Source organism: Paenibacillus sp. FSL P2-0089 (assembly GCF_038595095.1).
Taxonomy (GTDB): domain Bacteria; phylum Bacillota; class Bacilli; order Paenibacillales; family Paenibacillaceae; genus Paenibacillus_AQ; species Paenibacillus_AQ silagei.
The window spans coordinates 7,567,150-7,587,882 of record NZ_CP152006.1 but is presented as its reverse complement, the minus strand read 5'-3'; the positions used below and the strand labels follow the sequence as shown (position 1 = coordinate 7,587,882).

Below are 20,733 nucleotides of genomic sequence, written 5' to 3'. Positions count from 1 at the left end.
GGTCGCCTTAATTCGGTTCAGTGAAAGAAATCCCCCTATCTACTCCACCACCAAATAATACAAATTAGCCGTACTATCCTTCGTAATCGTATGCGCACCCGCTGCAAGGGAGACGGTGGCCACACCGTTCGTTATGGGATAGCTTGTCCCATCGACTTTGATTTTGGTCCCCTCTGAATTGAACACCAGTGTTAGCGTTGAAGCCTTGGCTGTGGTGAACTGGATGCTGGTGGCGCTTTCGATTTTGAGGCATTGGGTTAAGGTCAGACCGTTGTAGATCACTGTTCCCTTGCTGGTGGAGAGATTGCCTTGAATGGTAAAGAAGCTGCTCGAAGTTCCTGACACTGTAAAATTGTGAACCGCTGCTCCCGGGGCTGGTGTTGACGTTGGCGCTGCTGTCGGCGCGGGAGTTGTTGTCGGCACCGGAGTCGCTGTTGGCACTGGAGTCGCTGTCGGCACCGGAGTTACCGTCGGCACAGGCGTTGCTGCCGGAGTCGGCGATGGGCCTCCCGGGTTAGCGTTGCCTCCCACAGATACCAGCCCCGAGGTGTAGCTTCGAATGGCTGACATTAATGGTGCGTTGAGGGCATAGGCGGTGTCATCTACAGCGTTATTGAAGCTCCAGCTAAAGTCACCGCCGCCCTGGCGTCCTGCTCCCGCTGTAACTTTCTGCTCTACTGCGCTTACGTTATCGACAGCTGCTGCGCTAACACCTGTATCGACTAACGTATCGAAGTTGTTATATGCTGTTCCACCGACAAGTGCTTTGTACGAGCCGGGAACGGCTTCGCTTCTGGATGAGGCGAGATATGCATCCGATGAAGTCGCATTCGCCGGTGCCGTTCCTGCACCGGAGTTCGCATAGATCAGACTTGCCGCCCCAACCACACTATTATTGAAGGCCTTGATCATCCCGCCATTTTCCCCGGAGAATGTGCCCTCGCCCAGAGCATCCGTCCCTTGCAGGGAGCTTAGCATCGGGTACTTGGCATTACGGAACACATTACTTTCCACGAAGGCTGAAGCGCCGGTAGTTACACCCACACCATATTTTGACACGCCGTCATAGAAGTTATTATACACATGGACCGAGGCTACTCTGATCCGCGGGTGACGCGAGTCGGAATGATCGAACCAGTTGTGGTGGAAGGTGACGAAGAATTCTGCAGACTCGCTAAGTCCGACCAGTGATGCTTTTCCGGAATCAAAATAGTGGTTGTACGAGATAGTGATATACGTTGATCCCTTCTTGAGGTCCGTAGAACCGTCCCCCTTGACCTGGTCGGCATCACTTCCCGCTGATCCATAGAAAATATCGTTATTATGCACCCACACATTCGCATTGCCTGTATCCATGGAAATGCCGTCATCCGGGAATAACATCAGGCCCAGGTTCCTTACCTCTACATTTCCGGTATACCTGAGCAGCATTCCCCAGCCGTAGGCAGTCGCATCTTTCCCTATTCCTTCGAGGGTAATATTCATTTCCGTATAATTATTTTTGCCTTTGAGCTCAAGATACCCGCTGCTGTTCAGCTGTCCACTGAGGTCGGCGGCTGTCACCTTTCCGATGAACCGGATGGCAAGCGGGGTGGTATCATAGCCTTTTTGCCGAAGAGTAAGAATGCCGCCAAGACCAACTCCCGTCTGCACTGTACCCGAACTGCTGACAACAACGGGAAGTGTTACGGTCTGCGCATTCTGAGAGGTGACATACAGCACCTGTGCCCCGCTCTTCAGCGTTCCATTGTCATTATAAGCACCAGAGCCTGTACCATAAGGTGAAGCTGTGGAAAAAGCAAACCCTGACCGGTCATATGGCGCAGCGGCCAGCGTACCCGTCACTGCACTCGCCGTTCCCCCGCCTGACAGCACGGCTTCCACCTTCATCACATAGCTTCCGGCCGCAAGGCCTACGGCATCTGCTCTCCAGTAAGAGGCATATTTGCGGATCAGTTCATTATGAAGCTGCTGATACTGGGAATCTGCGGCGCTTGCCGCTTTGATGAATACCTTATATCCCGATGCATTACTGACAGGTGACCACTCCACGTAGGCAGCTTCATTTCCGCCTCCACTGCCTGTTACCGTAAGCCCCGCAGCATGTACTACTGCAGTCCCCCACCCGCTGAATAACAGAGTGAGTCCAAGAGAAAACAACAATCCTATACTGGTTACCTTCGCAACGATTCTATTCATTGATTTGCCTCCCGATTTAAATTTGTTGCAGAATACAGTTGTAACCGCTTGCAATATACCTGTGGAATTTCGGTGTCTGCCCTCCTCTTGTACCGGGTGATCCGAACCCTTGAAGTAGACGGAAATGAACCTGTCGGATACCCCGAGCATAGCAGAAGCCGAATTAGTGCTGAAACAATCATTTGCTCATATCACCTCTAATTATGCACTATTATGAGAAAATGATTATTTTGCAGCGAAATGATACCTGCATACAAAAAGACACCCGCCCGGGGTGCCTTGAACTGACGCTTCTTATCGATGACACAAAGGTCACTGAAACTTCGTATTAACGCGGATCTGGCCGCTTTTACTTTTGACCGCAGCCTTCTCCGGCTCTGGGTTCAAGCTCTGGCCGATGTCGGTAGCATTCTTCTTGAAGGTCTCGGTCACCGTCTGAATAACTTCCCCTACATTGTGCGCAGATTCAAAGATCGGATCAATGGTCTTGATCTTCCCCTTCACATCCCGGGTGACCTGATTCGCCGTGTGAATGAGCTGAGTCGCTTCTCCCGTCAATCCATGTATGGCATTTCTCACCTCGCCCAGCGTCTTGTTAGTCTCCCCGAGCGTGGTCATTCCCTTGCGCAGCGTAAGAATTAAGAACACCGCCAGAGCAATAAAAGCGGCCGCAGCAAAAGCAACACTAAGCTGAATTAACATATGCAACGCCTCCTGTAGTTCCACTCTATGTCCAAGATACAGACAACATTCCAACAGTTGCGGCTACAGCCCGCTTTTACCACCTTTGAAGGAAGATAATTTGTCAATCAGTTTGTCTTTATAGATTAATCCGAAGATAAAGGCCAGAACAGAGATCGCGGAGATGACGATGGTGGGACCATAATTCTTATCGTAGATATTAGCCCCAATGCTTACGGAGGCCAGCAGCCACGGAAATCTGGCGATGAGCAGGATCGTAAAGAATCTTAAGGGCTTCATCGTCGTCAAACCCGCTGCATAGATGAACATATCCTTGGGAAGTCCGGGAATAATGAAGATAATGAACAGGAACACCGAGAACTTGTTATTATCCATCATTCCTCTCATCCACTTGAACTTGTCCCTCTGAAGCAAACTATCAATAAAAGAACCGCCCAGGAATCTGGTAAAGTAGAAGGCAATCATTGCCCCCAGCAGCATCCCCCCAGTCACGAAGACCGCCCCTAGAGTTGTCCCATAGATGTATCCCCCGGCAATTTGAACGACCTCCCCCGGTATCGGGGCGATTACCGTCTGGAGAATCTGGAAGAGCACCAGCATAAACGGCCCTAATTTCCCCGTGGAGAGGATATAATCGCGGAAGCCGTCCAGCGACATCGTCAGCCGCAGAAGCTCCGGCAGGTATCTGATGAATACTATAATTGTCACAAGGCCCACGCAAGCGAGGAGAACCTTGCTGACCCGCTTTTTGTGTAATAACCAATCCATTTACGATCCCTCTCTTCACTGGCTTATAATATCTCCAGCTTAGGTGAATATTCTTAAGATCCGGGCATGAACTTCCTTAACAATTCTTAAGTCGCCTGTCATCCGGTGGTTTACGCGCTATAGACAATCTATAATGGAAGCACAATGAGTGCTCAGGAAGGGAGGGGGATGGACAAATGATGAATCCTGCCAAGACCATACTTATAGCCGACGACAACCACGAGATTCGTGAGATTGTCCGGGTGCTGCTGGAGAGTGAGCAATACCATGTCGTTGAGGCTGTTGACGGGGAAGATGCCGTGAATAAAGTAGACGATACCATTGACCTGATCATTCTGGACATGATGATGCCCCGGAAGTCGGGAATTAAGGCCTGCGTGGAGATACGTGAGATGACCAGCGCGCCTATCCTATTTCTTACAGCTAAGACTCAAGATTCTGATAAAACCTTGGCCTTCTCGGCCGGAAGTGACGACTACCTGTCCAAGCCCTTCTCCTACACCGAATTGGTGTCCCGGGTGAAGGCCTTGCTTAGGCGGTATTATGTATACAAAGGCAAGGAGGATACCTCCGCCCCCTCAGATGTGATTACCTTCAACGGGCTAAGCGTGAATACTACCGTCAACGAGGTAAGAATGAATGAGAAGGAGCTGACCCTGACCGAAATTGAGTACAAGCTGCTGGCGCTGATGGCCGGCAACCGCAATAAGATTTTCTCGGCACAGAATCTGTATGAGAGTGTGTGGGGCGAGCCTTATTTCTACAGCTGTAATAATACGGTGATGGTTCATATCCGCAATCTGCGGATGAAGCTGGAGAAGGACCCGCAGAATCCCAAGTTCATCAAAACCGTCTGGGGAAAGGGGTACCGGATTGAATAACAAGCTGCGGTGGAGCAGGCTGAAACTCAAATTAATCCTGTGCCTAATCGGTTCGTTCCTGGCTTCAGCGGCACTGTTCTTGCTGCTGCAGTCCACAGGCGAAGATCTGCTGGAGCATTACCGGACTAGAAGCTCGTTCATTGACAAGCAAGAACAACAAGCTCTTCCGGCACTTGAGGAATATGTCTCCGGGCAGCATCTGTCGCTTAAGGATGACGCACAAATAGCTGAATGGGTCAGGAAAACCAAGTACGTAAATCTCTATCTCTATAAGGACAACCAATTTCTCTACTCTACGGACGGGTACACGATCAAGACCGAGAATACGAGGTTTCTGCCCGACCCTAACATTTTCAGCAAATCCCAATATTCCACGGTTACCTTTGCGGATACGACTGCTCAGGTCTATATGGAGTATTTTTTTGAATACAAGTATTACAACCTCATTACGATTCTGGGTGTGATTCTGTCGTTCTTATTCTTCATCGTCCTGGTCCTGTTCTTCATAAACAAGAAGACCTCTTATATTGGCGTGCTGGAGAAGGAGATTAAAATTCTGGAGGGCGGGAATCTGGATTATCCGATTACGCTGAAGGGGAAGGATGAGCTGTCGTCTCTGGCCCAGAGCATTAATGAGATGAGGAAATCGTTCATCGAGCGTCTGGAGAGCGAGGAGCAGGCCAGAGTCGCCAACAGCGAGCTGGTCACCGCCATGTCCCACGATCTGCGGACACCGCTCACCGCATTGGTCGGCTACCTGGACATCATCGAATACAAGAAATATCAGGATCAGGAGGCGTTAGCGAAATACATTCACAGCAGCAGGGAAAAAGCCTATCAGATCAAGCATCTGTCCGACAAGCTATTCGAGTACTTCACCGTGTATAACACAGAGGAGAATGATCTGGAGTTCGAGTCCTACGATGGGATTCAGCTCATGGATCAGTTAATCGATGAGCAGTCGATGTTGCTGGAGAATCACGGCTTCCGGGTAGCATGGGTGCCGTCCCCTGTCCCTTTCCGCGTGGAGCTTCACCTGATCTCCTTCAGGCGGGTATTCGACAACCTTTTCTCCAACATTACGAAGTATGCCGATACGTCTGCGGCCGTAACGATTGCGTATAGAATCGAAGACCGCTGGCTGTTGATAGATATCACGAATGTTATAAAAAAGGAGGCCCATGAGGTCCATAGCACCGGAATCGGCCTCAAGACCTGCCACAAAATCATCAGCCAGCATAAGGGCGAAATCACATTCACAAGCACTGGCGGCAGGTATTCCGTTCACATCCGCTTGCCGGTAAATAACACGCTCACTTAATTTAGGGAGGATCATCATGCAAAAATTCACTACCGACCGCTTAATCATCAGAAACTTCCGGGAGACGGATGCACCGGGAATGCTGGAGTATCTGGCAAATCCGCGGGTGAACTGTTTCCTGAGCGAACGCCTCTCCACGTTAGAGGAAGCCATCACCACCGCTACTACAAAGAGTCAGGACGACTCCCATCTCGCCGTCTGCCTGAAGGATACCGACTCAATCATTGGCGAATTATTCTGCATGAAAGAAGAGCCCGATACCTACAGCGTAGGCTGGCACTTCAACCCGGCCTACGAGGGCGTCGGCTATGCCAGCGAAAGTGCCCGCGCCCTCTTGCGCTACCTATTTCTTCAGCAGGAAGCCAGGCGCATCTACGCCTACGTCGAGGACGACAACTCCAGATCGCAGAAGCTGTGCGAGAAGCTAGGCATGCGCCGGGAAGGCTGCTTCATGGAATTCATCTCCTTCACCAAGAACGAAGACGGAACCCCGAAGTACGAGAATACCCAGCAATTCGCTATATTGAAGCGGGAGTGGCTGGGGCAGGTGTAACAAGGCTGGAGCAAGGGAGCATCTGTGGGCGGGGTGCTCTTTTTCTTTTTGTTACCTTTCATGCTGCCTATACTACTTCTATGCGGCTCCTACCTTTCTCCGTCCGCCTGTTTGCCGATGGCATACTGCCTTAGCCATGAGGAGTATCAATACTCTCCATTAAATTGTATTCGGTTTTTCGCATACATTTGACCCGCTCACCCTTCGCCAACACATTGTATTCGGTTTTTCACATACATTTGGCCAGCATACCCTCTCGTCACCATATTCTATTCGGTGTTTCGCATACATCTGGCCCCCTCACCCTCTCTTAGCATAATGTATTCAATTTTTCGTATACATTTAGGCACTTCCTGACCTTCCTTTAGCCCTAATTCAGGTACAATCCATGGATGTATGCCTTTGATAGCGCAAACCAGGCTTATCGACGAAAAAAATTAGCAGTTCGTTACATTATCTCATCTTCCTTTAAAATATGCATTTTTGATCTTAAGGGTTTACACTTTCAGCAGTAGGGTCAAGATTAATTTAAGGTGATTCCTCAGAATAATCCTAATTTCGTGAGCAGCGCCGTCACTTTAACATTGGACCAATAAGTTTAATTCAACTTGACGTTCATGTATTCCCAGACAATGACTTGCTATATTCAGAGTGGGTGATAAACTTGAGCTACGATTATGGAATCATAGGACGCCGCATCAAGTCCGCACGCGAAGGAAAAGGAATGACCCAGGAGAACTTAGCTGAGGAACTGGACGTTTCGAATGCCTATATCAGTAAAATTGAACGAGGGAAAACTCCAATAAGCCTAGACCGTTTGTCTGATCTATGCCGCGTTTTGGAAGAATCGCCCGAATACATGTTACGAGGCTCCAACAACGCTTCTGATGATTATTTGCGTAACGAGATCATGACTATGTTGGAAGGCTGCTCCCCAGAGAAGATTAGGCTGATAGCCCAAATTATCAAGCCAATTATTGATTATCCGGAGAAGTAGCGTTATGAACAAGACCAATAAGGAACAACAAAAACAACCGACTAAGTATACTGTGACGGTTGTTTTTGTCTGGTTAGACATGTGATTATCCATAAATGTATCTGGCAGGCCCTTTGAATACCTCACGAACATGCCATTCCAAAAAGACCCGTTTCGGCTGATACACAGGGTTGATGGGGCTACGAATTTCTGAACCATGGTAACGCATCAGCCATTCCTCCAAGCCTCTTGTACCGTTTGCCTCCTCGGCGACGAGCAGCTTGCGTTCATTAGTAATAGTAAATACGCCTCGATCAAACAACTTATGATGTAAAGTGCAGAGCGCAATACCATTCTCCTCTTGATCGGGACCACCTGCCAGATGCCACTGGATATGCGCCGCATCAATGGCTATCAGCTGATTCCCCAGTCTGACATTAAAGCCGCAGACAGCACAGCTATATTCGTAGGCCTTCAAAATACGGTTGCGGAATTTCGGGTCACGTTTTCTCCGGGGTACGGGTGCCAGCTCAAATCCAACCGCCTCCAATATATCCGAATGCACCGTCTCGGGAAAGTGAGCATACAGCAGCTGTTCAGCAATTTCATGGCACAATGCAGGCCTCCCCTCCAGCAAAGCAAGCACCTCCGGTTCGAAACCTCCCGCAACTTGTTGCTCGACCAGCAGCTTATCCTGAATTTTCTTCTTGTCCACGGGTCTGTTCAGTACCCATAGCCCATCTGAGGTCAGTCTTACAAAAGGCTCCTCCGGATGGTAGCATTGTCTCGGTGGCCCAAATTCCATTAACAATTCTTTCAGCGCGCCGCGCGTCTCTTCATAGGTCATACGTTTCATTCCGCCTTGAAGCCTAGACAACGCGAGCAGAAGCAACAGCGGCTTATGCGGCGCCCTCTGCTCTTTCTTTTTCCATATGTTCAGGTTATTGATCCGCTCTTTCAGCTCATACTCTGTTAATTGCACTATAATCACCCAGCCCAAATATACCAGAGATAACCATCTGAATACATAAACCAAAAAATAACATGAACCCATAGGTTCATGTTGGTTGTCAGGCTAAGCCACTTTTCCAGTAATAGACTTTACCTTCCTCACATAAGACAATGTCAGCCCTACCGATTACTTCAAGACTTTCCCTGTCTACAAACGCAGAGACCTCATAAGGATTATAATAAGCCTCCCTGTATTTTCCGATTTTCATTTCTTGTAATTCCTCATCATATATTCCTCGCACAAAGGCATGAACATTCTTTTGCCTCTCACGTAAAACACGAAGACGTCCAGAAGCGAAAATTGGAAAGCTGACATTGCGAACAACGATCCTTTCCGTATAACCCAAAACTCTGCGAGTGGTTGCATGTCGTACCGAGAAACACTTTTTGTACAGATGAAGCGCAATCATCACTTGTTGACCATTATCCAAATTTAATAATCTCGCTTCGCTTCGCATTATGTTCAGTCCTATCTATCGATATTACTAATCATTATGCGAAGCATTTGCAGTTTTAAAACCATGTCTTCCTAAAATAGGTTTATTATATGGCACAAACACAAGGAACAGTATCGTCCTCTTGAAGCAGATAGGATTGTACACCTTCCCGCTCCAGCACTTCCCGATACTCCCGAAGGGTATAAGGTCCTCCATTACGCTTGAGAATTGAGACATTCTTGTCAAAGTGACGCCTGAATTCCTCTTCCATCTCCTCTTGCTCATGGTACACATCCGGCCATGTCCGATATAACTGGGCATAATGCTGAAATCCGCCTCTGACACATCTGCCACCGCAATTGGCATGAGAGAAACCGAGCTCGTACATGATCGGTAGCCGAATCCCCCACTTCTCTTCTATGATCTGCTTAGCATCGACCTCCTCCCGAAATGTTGAAATGAGCGGAAACCTTGTTTCTACAGGCTCGATTGGTACATGTGCATAAAACTCCTTCAGATTCTCGGCACGATGCTGCTCATGTCTGCCGATACCGAAATACAGAATCGGCTCCAGCCCCTGCTCACTCCGAAGTTCTTCTAAGAAAATGACAGTCTGTCTAACCTTCAATTCCTCCGAGCATTTAGCTAACCGTGAATTGCCCATAAACCGATAATCGTAAAAGACTTGCTCAGGTGTCCTGCCATCAGTTCGATAGGTAATCTCTAGACCTAAGTAATCTGCCACTTCATGCATAAAGCGATAGTTGTCTTCATGCTCCCATAGAGTGTTAGTAAAAAAAAGAATGCTGTTCTCTCGACCGTAAGTCTGAACCATATGATAAGCCACGTAAGCAGAAGAGGCCCCTCCGCTGTACATAGCAACATGAACCGGTTTTCTCGTCATAAAGGTTCTCCTCTCTCAGGCATTTCATTCAACTCTTGAAGAAGCTTGAGTAATATTCCTTGAATTTCTTGAGGCGCAATGTCTTTACCCGCATATTTCAGCAGGTTCTTAACGTTGGCGTAAAGCGTATGCGACTTCTTGGATAGTTCAATGGGGGCCGTGTTAATGTATCCCTCAAAAGCGGCGGCAGTTGCTCCTTGCAAATCTAATAACTGCCACTCATACTTCATTTGGTTCACAAAAAGCTCCTCTGTTGCGTCTGACCATTCTGTACGCGGCACACCCACCATATGCTCTGCAAGCGAGTCTAACAGTGCTGTATCAGCAGTTACATCCGGTGTGAAGGTTATCAGCTTGCTATTTCTGCCGATTGCCTCACGTTGCAGACCAGTCAAATGTTCTAATAGCTGGGGTAACGAACTTACCCCGGTGACATCAAGTATATCCCGCTCCAGCTTGACTGCATTGCGAGCAATAAATGATTCAAGTTCTACACGCACTGCTTCAAGCTCTATGTCATCACTGGCAAGCAGCTTCATATAAAGGTAGGGATCGCTTTCCGAGGCCCGGATATGATCACGCACCGTTCTGGCTGAAGGTGTATGGCTGTTGCTAATCTGCGTATATTTTGGGAGTGCCCGCAGCCATTTCAGCAACTCATCCGAGGTATGCACAAAGCTGACTCCAGCCTCCTCTGGCAAGCTGAAGATTTGTCCAAGCCGGGCCAGCCGTTGCTGTTCCTCCAGTGTCCACTCATAATATCGATACTCATACCCATCAGACATATCAACAATTTCAAGAAGAGAGGAACCGTTTAAATGCGTTGTTAGCATATCATGCGCATAGAAAAACAACTGATTCCAACGATCACGTAGAAGTGCAACAAAGAGAAGCGGGACCACAGCCGATCGAATACCATAAGGAGGCTGCTCCATCATTCCGATAAGTTCGGACAGCCTGCCTGTGGGTGACTCCTCCAGGCGCCGAAGCAGTTCATTCCGCACATCCGCCAGCCTATCGTTGCATATGATCTCACCCACTGCTGCGTTGTAACTATATTGATTGTTCTTAAGAGCACTGGCATAGATCAGATAATTGGGACCATAGCCGGTTATTCCAAGATTGTCCTTCTCCGGCTCCCGAATCAACCGATCAATTACATCGATCAATGCTCGCCGTTGAATAGCGGAGATACGATTCCGGTTAAACGACTCATTTCGAATGATCGGTGTATTTTGATAGGTCTGCCGCAGCCTCTGGGTGACAATTGCTTCAAGTCCCCTGAGATCCTTAATCCGTTTTCGCTCTCTACCGCTTCGCCAATCCATCTCTTCAAATGCTAAGTACTGCTCCGTGAATGTTCGAATTCGTAGCCCCGTCTCGTGCAGCATATACGTTAGTTCATTTTTCACTCGAGTATCCTGCGCAAGAAATCCTGAATCATTAAGTAAATCCTCTAGAATTCTATAATGCAGCAACGATGGCCTGATGCTCTCCAGTGTGAAGTTCGGAAAGCCGATTAGGTATGGAGCAGCCAACTCCTCCATGACAGCATCAGGGTTCTTAACATCCTTAGTCTCCCTATATACGACCAACCATAATCGATCATCAGCCGTAAAAGGCTCTACGTTAATTGCTTCCTTAAGTTCACTTATCGTCGCAAACATTACATCGGCATAACGCAACATATCCACTTCATCGTTATATTCAAAAGGCATCACGTACGAAAGAGGTAAATGACGCTGTAGCAGAGCCATGCTTTCTCTGTCATTCAGTAAGGTAGTCGTCATCCGTGTTGCAACCACTTCATGAATGTCGATGGAACTACCGTCACACAGCTCCCACAGGTCTCGAATGGCATTATGCCTTACCAGCTTAGAATGTATTAGCCCATCCAGCCCAGAATGCACCTCTTCCTCTGAAAGGCCCAGCGCAAACGCAATGAACGACAAGGTAGTTGGTTGCCTTTGAGTCATACGTCCTGCTGTCCACAAGGTCAATAGTTTGGCAATCCGACGCTGTAACGGCTGCTGTTCTGCTAGATAAGTAGCTATCGTATGATAGAGCTGAAGACCAGGCTGCTCATCGTCATCGGCCAACTCCAACTGAAAGAAATCAAAAAGTTGATCGGCATAATAATACTCAGCAGAGCGGTGTACATGATCCATCAGACTGTAACGCTCATTATCGGTTAGAAAAGAATACAAGGTTCTTTCATTCTGTCCAAAACTATTAGATAATTGCGGCAAGAGCATGACAGCCACAGGATGTAAGGGATACAGCATCCTCACCACACCCTGCTCCAATTGATAGTTAGTCAATTCTGAAAAAAGTGGGAATTCCGCGGCTTGGGCAGGTAAATTCTGAATGGCCTTAAGGTTCAGTTGCTCTTGGTTAATTGGTGCAATCGCTTCTTGAGCGAGACGCAAGAAGGTTGTAGCATTAGTCTCCAGGCTATAGAACCGGAATCTCTTTTCGACTTTTTCAAATTCTCCTCGGACACCCTCTCTGCTATTAGCAGCATATTGGCGAATATGCTTGTGTCCGATGACCAGCAGCTGCATATTATCCATTCTTCCAACAAATTCGGCCAAATCCTGCAAATCTCTCATATTAACGATGGCATCCAAGCCGTCGAATGATTGCAAAAAACGGCCAAACTCATCATAGACAATAAATAATCCAAGCTTGTGTTCTTGTAATTTGTGGGCAATTTGCTCCAGATTCTCGAGAAAAAAGGCTTCATGATTTACAGACCAAGCCGTTCCTGCTGTAACGGTAGGATAAAATGCAATAAAATCACGAAGCGCCTCTTCTTCATAATGGCTGATTAGCTCACTCCACTCTGATTCTGTCCAATTGCGGTTAAGCAAATGAGAAAGAAACATAGCATAGGTATCCGGATATTCCCGTCTCCACCTATCCACTGTGTCTAATATGCTTTGGGCTTCGTTTGGAGTCCTGACATTAATCCCTTGATCCAGCAACGCTCTGTGAATTGCAAAATTCACAATATTGCGCAAACTTCCCGTTCTACCATTGATAGCGACAGGAAGATAAGTTATTGGGGTGTGGAACGTCTCGCTCAGTCGTACCGCAAGTCTCCCGTCAATCTGCTGTGCCTGTGTAAGTAGGGAATTGCTCCAATCGTATCCAAACGACTTAGCAAGAAATTGACACAGAATGGCGGCAAGCAGAGACTTGCCGGTTCCGTAGGGGCCAATCATCAGGTGGGCGTTAGCCCCTTCTCCCGCTACTCCCTCCATAACGCCGTGCAGAACTTCTGCATGGGAGGGAGTCAGCACATAACTATTCAAAAGATTTTCATCATAAATATCAAACTGTAAATTGATACTCGCACGAAATCCTTGCATTAATTATCCGCCTTCCGTGTATACGCTCTTCGCAGAAAACCATAGGCATCTTCAGTTTCGAGGCTTAGGCTATAGAGCTGGTTGGTGCGCACGAAGCGAACAGGGTAGAAGGGCAGCTCCTGCAGTCGATCCAGCACCTCCAATATTTGATTGGAAGATAGATGAAACAATTTGCCCCACAGTCCTGGTTGGACGAGCAGTTCCTCCAGCGTCACACTGTTTACATTGCGTTCCTCACAATAATGCAATAAATTGAAGTAGAGACCATCCAGATCCATTTCTGTCAGTCCAGGGCTGCGCTTTACGAATTGCTCCCGTGTGTTATGAAGTAAATTCAAAGCGGACAACGGGCTGGCTACCACCTCTTCTGGATCATCCTCCACTCTGGCCTGTGCTGTATACATTAGTTTCAGACAATCCAGATCTCTTTTCAATGTAGTTAGAGACACTGCACGATGATGATGATGCTTCACCCATTCCTCCAGATCATGAAGCAAGGCCTCATTCGTACTTGAACGATTTCCATATTCATTGAAGAACCAATACCAGGTTGTTGCTTGTTCGCGATTGGATGCCAGCAGACAATGCAGGGCTGTGGACGTAAGGGGCAGACGGATGAACCGGTCATTCGCTTTAACGATTTCTCCGAATGGAGTCAGCGCATGCACTGGCCCCAGCTCATTATCCTTGACCTCCTGCATGACAGTCGTTGCCACAACCCAATACCGTAATGCCTTGACCATGTTTTTACCTAAACCGATTCTCTCGAAGCCAAGATCGCTATAGAAGAACCTTGAATCCTCGTCACACATTTTGAAAGCTTTAGCTAACCAGTTGACCCGGAGATAGAAGCTCTGATGATGTCCAAATTTCATGCTTGACCTCCAGTTTTACGAAAGTGCCGCAGTAATGCCTGTTTAACCGCCGGTGTTAGAAACGGACTTTTCCCTCTTAGCGTTTCCAAGGCATCCAGCTTCATCAGGAAATCGCCTTTGCCGCCCAACGTTTCTGCCCCTTCTTCGTTAATGATGATTTTGGAAGCATGATGATCTGCTGCCTTAAGCGCAAGACGGGCAGGCAGATTATTGCGGATATTAGTTGGCACAACATCTGCCTTCGGATTTTGTGTACAGATGAGGAGATGGATTCCAGCAGCACGGGCCTTGGCGCCCAGCCTGAGAATGGCGCTTTCCACACGTCCACTTAACGCCTTCTCCCGTTCCATGAAGTCAGCAAATTCATCGAACACCACGACCAAGCGAGGCATATGTCCGCCAGTCAACTCCACGTAATCATCAATGCTGGATACACCTTCCCGGGCAAACGTCCGATATCGCTGCTCCATCTCTTCGACCAGTTGCTCTAGTCCCACAATCGCTTCTTCAATTTCTGTAATAACCTGACGTGTATGGCTACGCTCCTCATAAGGCATGAATTCCACCTTTTTGGGATCAATGAAGATGAACTGCACCTCCTCAGAGCCATACAAGCACATTAGCCCTAGAATGATCGCATTCATTGTCACGCTTTTGCCACTGCCAGTGGTACCCGCGATTAACAGATGTGGCGTATTTGAACTGGAAAAGTCCATCGTGATTAATTCACGTAGCTGTCCGACTCCAATCGGTGTAACGAGCTTCCCCTTCAAGCGAGCAGGTGGGAATTTTTCTCTGACATGCTCCATGAAGCGCTCAAAATAAACCGTTTCCGGCGAATCACGATTAATGTCAATATTGATGCGGCCATCGCGTAATGCAATGAGCGGTATGGAGGATAACTTTAACCATAGATAGATATCCTCAGCACGGCTTTCAACGCTGCGAAACGGCTTGTCCAGCGGAATCTCTAACACAAGCCGAATGACGCTAACGCCAACAAACGAATTCACTACGCGAATATCAATCCCTATCAAATTAAAGCTATAACGGAGTTTTTTCTTATAATCCTCGACCAGTTGAGCCACATCATCCTCAGCCTTAGGCTCCTCGGTCCTAGCTAATGCCTGTAGAGCTACCTCCTCCGGATAACGGGTGGTGGCCTCCTCAGCATGTTCCAGAGAAACGGCGATCAGCGGCAAGGTAGAGGCAACCTCCTCCGACTCGTACGCTGTAGCATGTTCAGCCGAGAGCGCTACCCCCTTTGAGGGCTCCTTATACAGGTAAATCCATTCCAGGGAAGTTTTTGTGCTGTCAAGCGCCGCTTGCGAAGCTTCCCTGGCTTCGGTATCATTGAGCGGCAAGTCTGCGTTCTTCAGCAGTCCCTCAGGCTCCAGCCCTAATTTGGATGATACATACTCCATCATTTCTTGCGGTTCTGAAAAATATGGAACTTCTGCTTCTTGCATTGCTCCTAGAGCTTTTAAAATATATGAACGATTGTAAATGTGGTTAACGAATCCCTGGTGGAGCTGTTCTGTCTGATAACCGCCTACATTTCCTTCCATAATGCTCAATTCCAGAAGATTGGAGGTATAAACAAATGTATCGATAGAGCCGCTGAAGGAAAGCTCAATCCTGTCCATTGGAATTCTCTGTAGCTCTTTCAAAAGCTCCCCTTCGTCCAATTCATAAGCATTGTATTCGAGTAAATAATAGAGCAACTCCTTACGCCAAAGCTCTGCGCTGGCCGTGTTGCGGGAGAAGTCAAAACGATTGCGGTATAAATCTAGTCCAGCCTGCACTTGCTTAATCGCATCATAACGCTCTTTTTCAAAAATGGTATGGGCAATAAACTTTAATTCCACTAGTTCAAATCGCAACTCCAGCTTCTCCCCTGCACGTCTTACCGAGGTGCGTACAAGATCAGGTCTACGCCCAGCCTCGCTGAACCAAGGTAACTCGTCACATACGGCCCAGACCACAAGCTCCCCATCTTCTGATGCTCTGGCCTGTGTAGATAGGTAAATTGCTAACAGCTCATGTGCAAATTTTCCGGGACCTATCGCTCTTAATACTATGCCGCCCGAAATCACTTTGACCTGTTCAATAGCATTATGGATGATAGAACGATCCAATTGATTGTTTTTGAGCAATCCTGCAAACTTCTGATAGAGGCGGTCGAAATATTCGTGATCGCTTTGTTCATTTACTAATCTTCGAATATATTTCGACGATGACACCAACGTACGCAGCCCCTTGTTCTTGCCCGCATTCGACTTATACTTAATAATTTGTGCTTGGGGAGACACATACTTAAGCAGAGACTTGTCTAGATGCCGATCAATAATAAGAGACCAATTGAACTTCTGGTGCATATAATCAAGCAGTTCTCTGTCTGCCCAGCGATTAAGCGCGATTACGTTCCTCAACAAATAGTGCTCATCAGCCGCTAACATGCCTCCGTTATTCAACATGCACTGCATCTGGTAAAAATACTGCATCATTCTGGGCAAGCTATCGCTGATTAAATTTACCCGCTTAATATTGTCGTTTCGATAAAGTGGCTCCCGATAAACCGCGCTGAACCAATCATCTGAATCCTGAACCATGGCTTTCTCCAGCTTGTATTGTACACTCGACGATTGGCCGAAATAATTGACCAACACACCGATGTCGGCGTCCATAAGTGTCCGTTCTAGCGTACTCATCAGCTTATTGACTGAACTCTCGGCGATAACACTAATTTCAACTTTAGGAAATGCGTAATGCTTCTCTGAATACCGTTCCTCTTGGGTCATCCAGGCATTAAGCTCCTCATAGATCGCTGCGCCACGACTCTCGCTGTGTATGATGACCCTAACCTTACGGACAGTAGTTGAACGGAAAATGGTGTCAATAGCCCTCTTAACGTAATCGCTATGCGTACAGTACAGAAAAATAAGGTCTAAACCATCCCTTGCATAGGGATATACCTCCAAATAAGTCTTAACCGTTGGTAGAAATTCTTCGCCAAACGTTCCGACTAAATGCGTCTCTCCGCTGCTGCGACCATTGGGCGTAAAGATTCCTTCTCCCATACGTTCTTGCCGCTCCACCAAAAACTGATCTGTCTCCCCATAATTGGCAGTATAATGCGGGGCCAGCATAGCGGTTTTTTCCTTCTGCTGTCTGAAATACGTATCTAAGTCGCTTAATTCCTCGACAACAACACTGTCTTGCACCAGCCATTTGTAAAGCACTTCACGAACATTGGCAAGCCGCTTCGAGTAGCCTAACAGTCGGATGGGGTTAAGTAATGTCACAATTCTCTCCTGAGTGCAGCCCACACGTTCCACGGCTTTGCAATCGTAGCTGTCGCAACTGCCAAAAAGGTTCAAATAACGGTGGACATGATTTACAATTAACGGAGATTGTCTTGCGTTCTTCAAAACCTGCTCCAGTCTATTCTCCAAATGAGCGAAGTCAATGCTGCTGAGACCTTGAAGAGCTGCCTCTTCAAGCTCTGAACGGAATTCCTCCATTACGTTACAGAATAACTCTGCCGCTCCTACGACTTCACGCTGTCCTTGCAAAGCATACGATTCTGCATTGGTCTTAATAATACCCAGGATATCCACCGACCGCATATCGTCGCCCTCAAAACGCTGCAGATATGGAATACGCTTCTCCGTAGTCAGCTTCTCCAGCATCCCCCCCAGCTCGCCATCGAACGCTTTTACAAGCTTGAATTTACTGTTCGCCAGCTCTAGTCTTTCAACACACAGTACAAGCCTGAAAGTCACTTCGTTCTTCGGTTTACTGCTTGGCTCTGGCCACTCCTCAACCTCTGCAGTTATAAATTCCGTTAGCTTCTCAAGCCCGTTCAGATGAAAGCGTAACGCACTGGCCTGCTGCTCATTTAGACTCGCCTCATCTAGTCGAAGTATGAAGCTGACTCCCACGGGCCGCTCTTCTTCAAGCTCTTCAAGCAGCATGATGCTTTCACGAATCAAAGCGTCCGTCAACTCTGTATACTCCGTATGTTGCCGCTGGCGAACCATTGTCCGCTCTAACTCCCTGCGCAGCTTTGGCTCTTCCTGAAGCTCTATTACGAACTCATCTATAAAATTTTGGATGACCTCTGGATCAGCTGCTACCTCAATTGCTTCAAGCGTATCTCGGATGAGAAGCTCCTGTTGATCATCAAGCTTTTTCTTGGTTTCAATATGAGCTTTGAAGTCATTAATCTTTTCATTCCACTTTTTTCTTCCAGGTCTGAAATGCAGTGCAGCAGCAACGCTGTCAAATTCATATTGAAGCAGCTCCAATGATCGATGATGAATAAAATCCAGTGCCTGTTTACGGAACCTGTTAGGGTCTACTTGCTCCCATAGCTCATTCATTGCATTGTCATCGGTTGTTCGCTCCATATATGAATACAGATTATTCACGAAATCTTCTTTGCTTACTGCACGCCCCTCCCGCTCCAACCGGGAGAGCTGATAGTTCCGCCTCAACTTTGCTTTGCCTTCCGCTGCCTTGAAGGGCAGCTTGCTGTCGCGGAACAAGAGCAGCTTATCCAGATTGCGCGGGATGCTATCAAGCATGGACAATGAAGGCTCTTTCATAATGGCTAATAAAAATGCCAACACGTTACGGAGCTGCGGTTCAGCAAGATCCCTGTACATCGACATGAACACCTTGAGCGACTCCATCTCGGTACCAAAAAGACGATAGCGATCTGCAAGTAGCCGATATAATACTTCCAATCCCCCCGTGTCAAGCAGGCGGGCCTCATCAATAGTAAATATATTCTCCAGACTCTGTGCCTCGGATGCCCGGTCATTCATGAAAATGACAAGCGCGCTGCCGGATGGATTATTGTTTCGCAGCCAAGTGCTAGTCTCATGCTTTTGGCATTCGTACTCCTGATAACCTTCTACACTGGCCAACGTTCGAAGAATAGGTATGTAGTGCGCAGCTAAACGTTCCTCCGCGCCACGAAATATTTCCAGCACTTCAGCCCAGGCCTGCTCATCCATACCGGCTACGCGTGCGAATAGCTTGTCTCCCCCGGACTGCTTCTGCGATTCAAAGTAACCCAGTAACAATTCTACAATCCAGGCGCCCAGCAACTTGCCAGTGGTGTTAAACATGGAGACCTACCTCCCGGCTACAGTGGTCATAAGGATTCTGAATCATCGCTGTCGCATCGGAAAATTCAATCAGCAGACCGTTATGCCGCAACTTCTTCCGAAGCGCACGCTCATTATCCTGGAAGTATCGAATATTGAATCCTGACTTTTCATATATCCCGGTTTCCTTGGCCTGTTGCTCACCTATAACAATACCGTAAGCGTTACATAGTCGATTCAAGAATTCATGGAACTCCATCTTGTCTCCCGGCTGTACTGTTGTGAATACCAGTGTTTGTAAGAAGCTATCTGATATAGTATAGCGATAATTAGACGCCGAACCCCGGCGAAACGTAGCAAATCCCCCATCCCTTGCAATGACGCGGGTTACCTGTATCTGATCAAGCTGAGATGTAACTACTTCGCGAACACTGCTCTTGAGCGTCGTCTGTACGTCATCCGCCGTCTGGCATCTCAGCAAAATCCGCGTAACCGCTTCTTTACGGCTACGTAATTTGGTCAGTCCCATGCTGTTATAGAACAAATCGGGCTTCTCTTGCCACAGTGGCAATAATTGCTCAATCTGATCTATACTGCCCAATACTCCATCCGACTTTCTCTCAAACTCAACCAAATACCTTTCCTTCAGCATCGCTTCATGCTGCTCTAGACTCTTCGCTGCTTGACGATAGATATGAATATTCGTTCCATCCATGCAATCGAAGAAATAGGTTAAAGACTTCACATCTGGCTGAGAACGGGCATGCATATAACGATTCAACTGGAAGCAGACCAGCGAAGTTAACAAGTGGAACATCTCGTGAACGTCCATATCTATTAACAGCAAGTTCTCCATCTCGGCTCCAAATTGCTCGAACAATTCTCGATTGTCGATTTCTGCACGATGTGGCAACATCGGAGTATGGGCATCCTGGCCACCCGCGCGAAGCTGTCCCGCATTTCGCTCCGCCGGAGGCTCAGAATCCTCAAATACAGCCGATATTTTGCCAACCACCTTCTCTATAATCTTATTTCGTGTTAGCAGTTGCTGAAATCTCCATTCGATGAATGAACGCCGTTCCCCACAATTCTCCGTACCATGTCCCAGCATTAGGAAGTAAAGCTCCCCGCCACGCGCAAAAAAGTTACGTTCTATTCCATAGCTTCCATTTTTCTTGCGAAGCTCCACATAAAGTAGCGATTCATGTAGCGGATACAGTGAACGTGCAAACCAGGATCGGTCGGCTTCCTTGCCGTCCGTATCATAGAGCACAACTTCCAGATTTCTCAGAAACTGCTTCAGTACAGGCACATTGTTTTCCTGTACCGCCTGAACCAGCTTCTCCTTCTTGGCTTCGTCTAACACAAGAGTACTACCCGCTCCTCTGCCTTCCTTCACACCTTCAAAAATAAACTCACGGAGGCCTATGGAACGACGACGGTAATAATAGTCGCTTGTAAAGGAATAGCCGGCCCCGCTCAACACATTCAAAAATTCCAGCACATACTCCGGACCACGCTGACCATCCTTAAAACGATGTCCCCATATATCCGCCGATAGCTGAGAAGTGAAATCATCCCGTTTGTCCTTTTCTTCGACTAATGTCATCTCACA

General features: G+C 47.6%; 14 protein-coding genes. 4 read left to right on the top strand and 10 right to left on the bottom strand.

Annotation, left to right across the window (positions count from 1 at the left end; genetic code table 11):
* Positions 1–39 precede the first annotated feature (39 nt).
* The 3 genes from NST69_RS32520 to NST69_RS32510 form a co-directional block, all read right to left on the bottom strand.
* Positions 40–2,199, bottom strand: coding sequence for a pectate lyase (locus tag NST69_RS32520; RefSeq protein ID WP_342548101.1), 2,160 nt, complete (start codon positions 2,197–2,199; stop codon positions 40–42).
* 312 nt (positions 2,200–2,511) lie between these two features.
* Complete coding sequence (locus NST69_RS32515) at positions 2,512–2,901, bottom strand: DUF948 domain-containing protein (RefSeq protein ID WP_051478088.1); 390 nt, start codon at positions 2,899–2,901, stop codon at positions 2,512–2,514.
* 63 nt (positions 2,902–2,964) lie between these two features.
* The gene (locus NST69_RS32510; protein ID WP_342548100.1) at positions 2,965–3,669 is read right to left on the bottom strand and encodes a VTT domain-containing protein; all 705 of its coding nucleotides are present in this window, start codon (positions 3,667–3,669) and stop codon (positions 2,965–2,967) included.
* Between the two features lie 176 nt (positions 3,670–3,845).
* Here NST69_RS32510 and NST69_RS32505 point away from each other — a divergent pair, with 176 nt between their 5' ends.
* The 4 genes from NST69_RS32505 to NST69_RS32490 all read left to right on the top strand — a co-directional run bounded on the left by NST69_RS32505 (position 3,846) and on the right by NST69_RS32490 (position 7,421).
* Entirely contained in the window at positions 3,846–4,550 is a 705-nt protein-coding gene (locus NST69_RS32505; RefSeq protein ID WP_281068278.1) for a response regulator transcription factor, read from the top strand.
* A complete protein-coding gene (locus tag NST69_RS32500; RefSeq protein ID WP_342548099.1) occupies positions 4,543–5,871 on the top strand; it encodes a HAMP domain-containing sensor histidine kinase in 1,329 nt (442 codons plus the stop codon). The genes NST69_RS32505 and NST69_RS32500 overlap by 8 nt, the downstream gene beginning before the upstream one ends.
* 16 nt (positions 5,872–5,887) lie before the next feature.
* Entirely contained in the window at positions 5,888–6,424 is a 537-nt protein-coding gene (locus NST69_RS32495; protein ID WP_342548098.1) for a GNAT family N-acetyltransferase, read from the top strand.
* 664 nt (positions 6,425–7,088) lie between these two features.
* On the top strand, positions 7,089–7,421 hold the full coding sequence (locus NST69_RS32490; RefSeq protein WP_342548097.1) for a helix-turn-helix transcriptional regulator: 333 nt from the start codon (positions 7,089–7,091) through the stop codon (positions 7,419–7,421).
* Positions 7,422–7,506: 85 nt separating this feature from the next.
* Here the strand turns inward: NST69_RS32490 and NST69_RS32485 are convergent, their stop codons facing one another.
* The 7 genes from NST69_RS32485 to NST69_RS32455 form a co-directional block, all read right to left on the bottom strand.
* The gene (locus tag NST69_RS32485) at positions 7,507–8,382 is read right to left on the bottom strand and encodes a phosphorothioated DNA-binding restriction endonuclease (RefSeq protein WP_342548096.1); all 876 of its coding nucleotides are present in this window, start codon (positions 8,380–8,382) and stop codon (positions 7,507–7,509) included.
* 88 nt (positions 8,383–8,470) lie between these two features.
* Positions 8,471–8,869, bottom strand: a complete 399-nt coding sequence (locus tag NST69_RS32480) for a hypothetical protein (protein ID WP_342548095.1) — start codon at positions 8,867–8,869, stop codon at positions 8,471–8,473.
* 85 nt (positions 8,870–8,954) lie between these two features.
* Positions 8,955–9,752, bottom strand: coding sequence for a phosphoadenosine phosphosulfate reductase family protein (locus tag NST69_RS32475; protein ID WP_342548094.1), 798 nt, complete (start codon positions 9,750–9,752; stop codon positions 8,955–8,957).
* Positions 9,749–13,126: a hypothetical protein gene (locus NST69_RS32470; protein WP_342548093.1), complete on the bottom strand. Its 3,378-nt coding sequence runs from the start codon at positions 13,124–13,126 to the stop codon at positions 9,749–9,751. Before NST69_RS32470 ends, NST69_RS32475 begins: the two co-directional genes overlap by 4 nt.
* Positions 13,126–14,001, bottom strand: a complete 876-nt coding sequence (locus tag NST69_RS32465) for a DUF4007 family protein (RefSeq protein WP_342548092.1) — start codon at positions 13,999–14,001, stop codon at positions 13,126–13,128. The genes NST69_RS32470 and NST69_RS32465 overlap by 1 nt, the downstream gene beginning before the upstream one ends.
* Positions 13,998–19,139: an FtsK/SpoIIIE domain-containing protein gene (locus tag NST69_RS32460; RefSeq protein WP_342548091.1), complete on the bottom strand. Its 5,142-nt coding sequence runs from the start codon at positions 19,137–19,139 to the stop codon at positions 13,998–14,000. The genes NST69_RS32465 and NST69_RS32460 overlap by 4 nt, the downstream gene beginning before the upstream one ends.
* The gene (locus NST69_RS32455; protein ID WP_342548090.1) at positions 19,132–20,727 is read right to left on the bottom strand and encodes a hypothetical protein; all 1,596 of its coding nucleotides are present in this window, start codon (positions 20,725–20,727) and stop codon (positions 19,132–19,134) included. The genes NST69_RS32460 and NST69_RS32455 overlap by 8 nt, the downstream gene beginning before the upstream one ends.
* Positions 20,728–20,733: the final 6 nt, after the last annotated feature.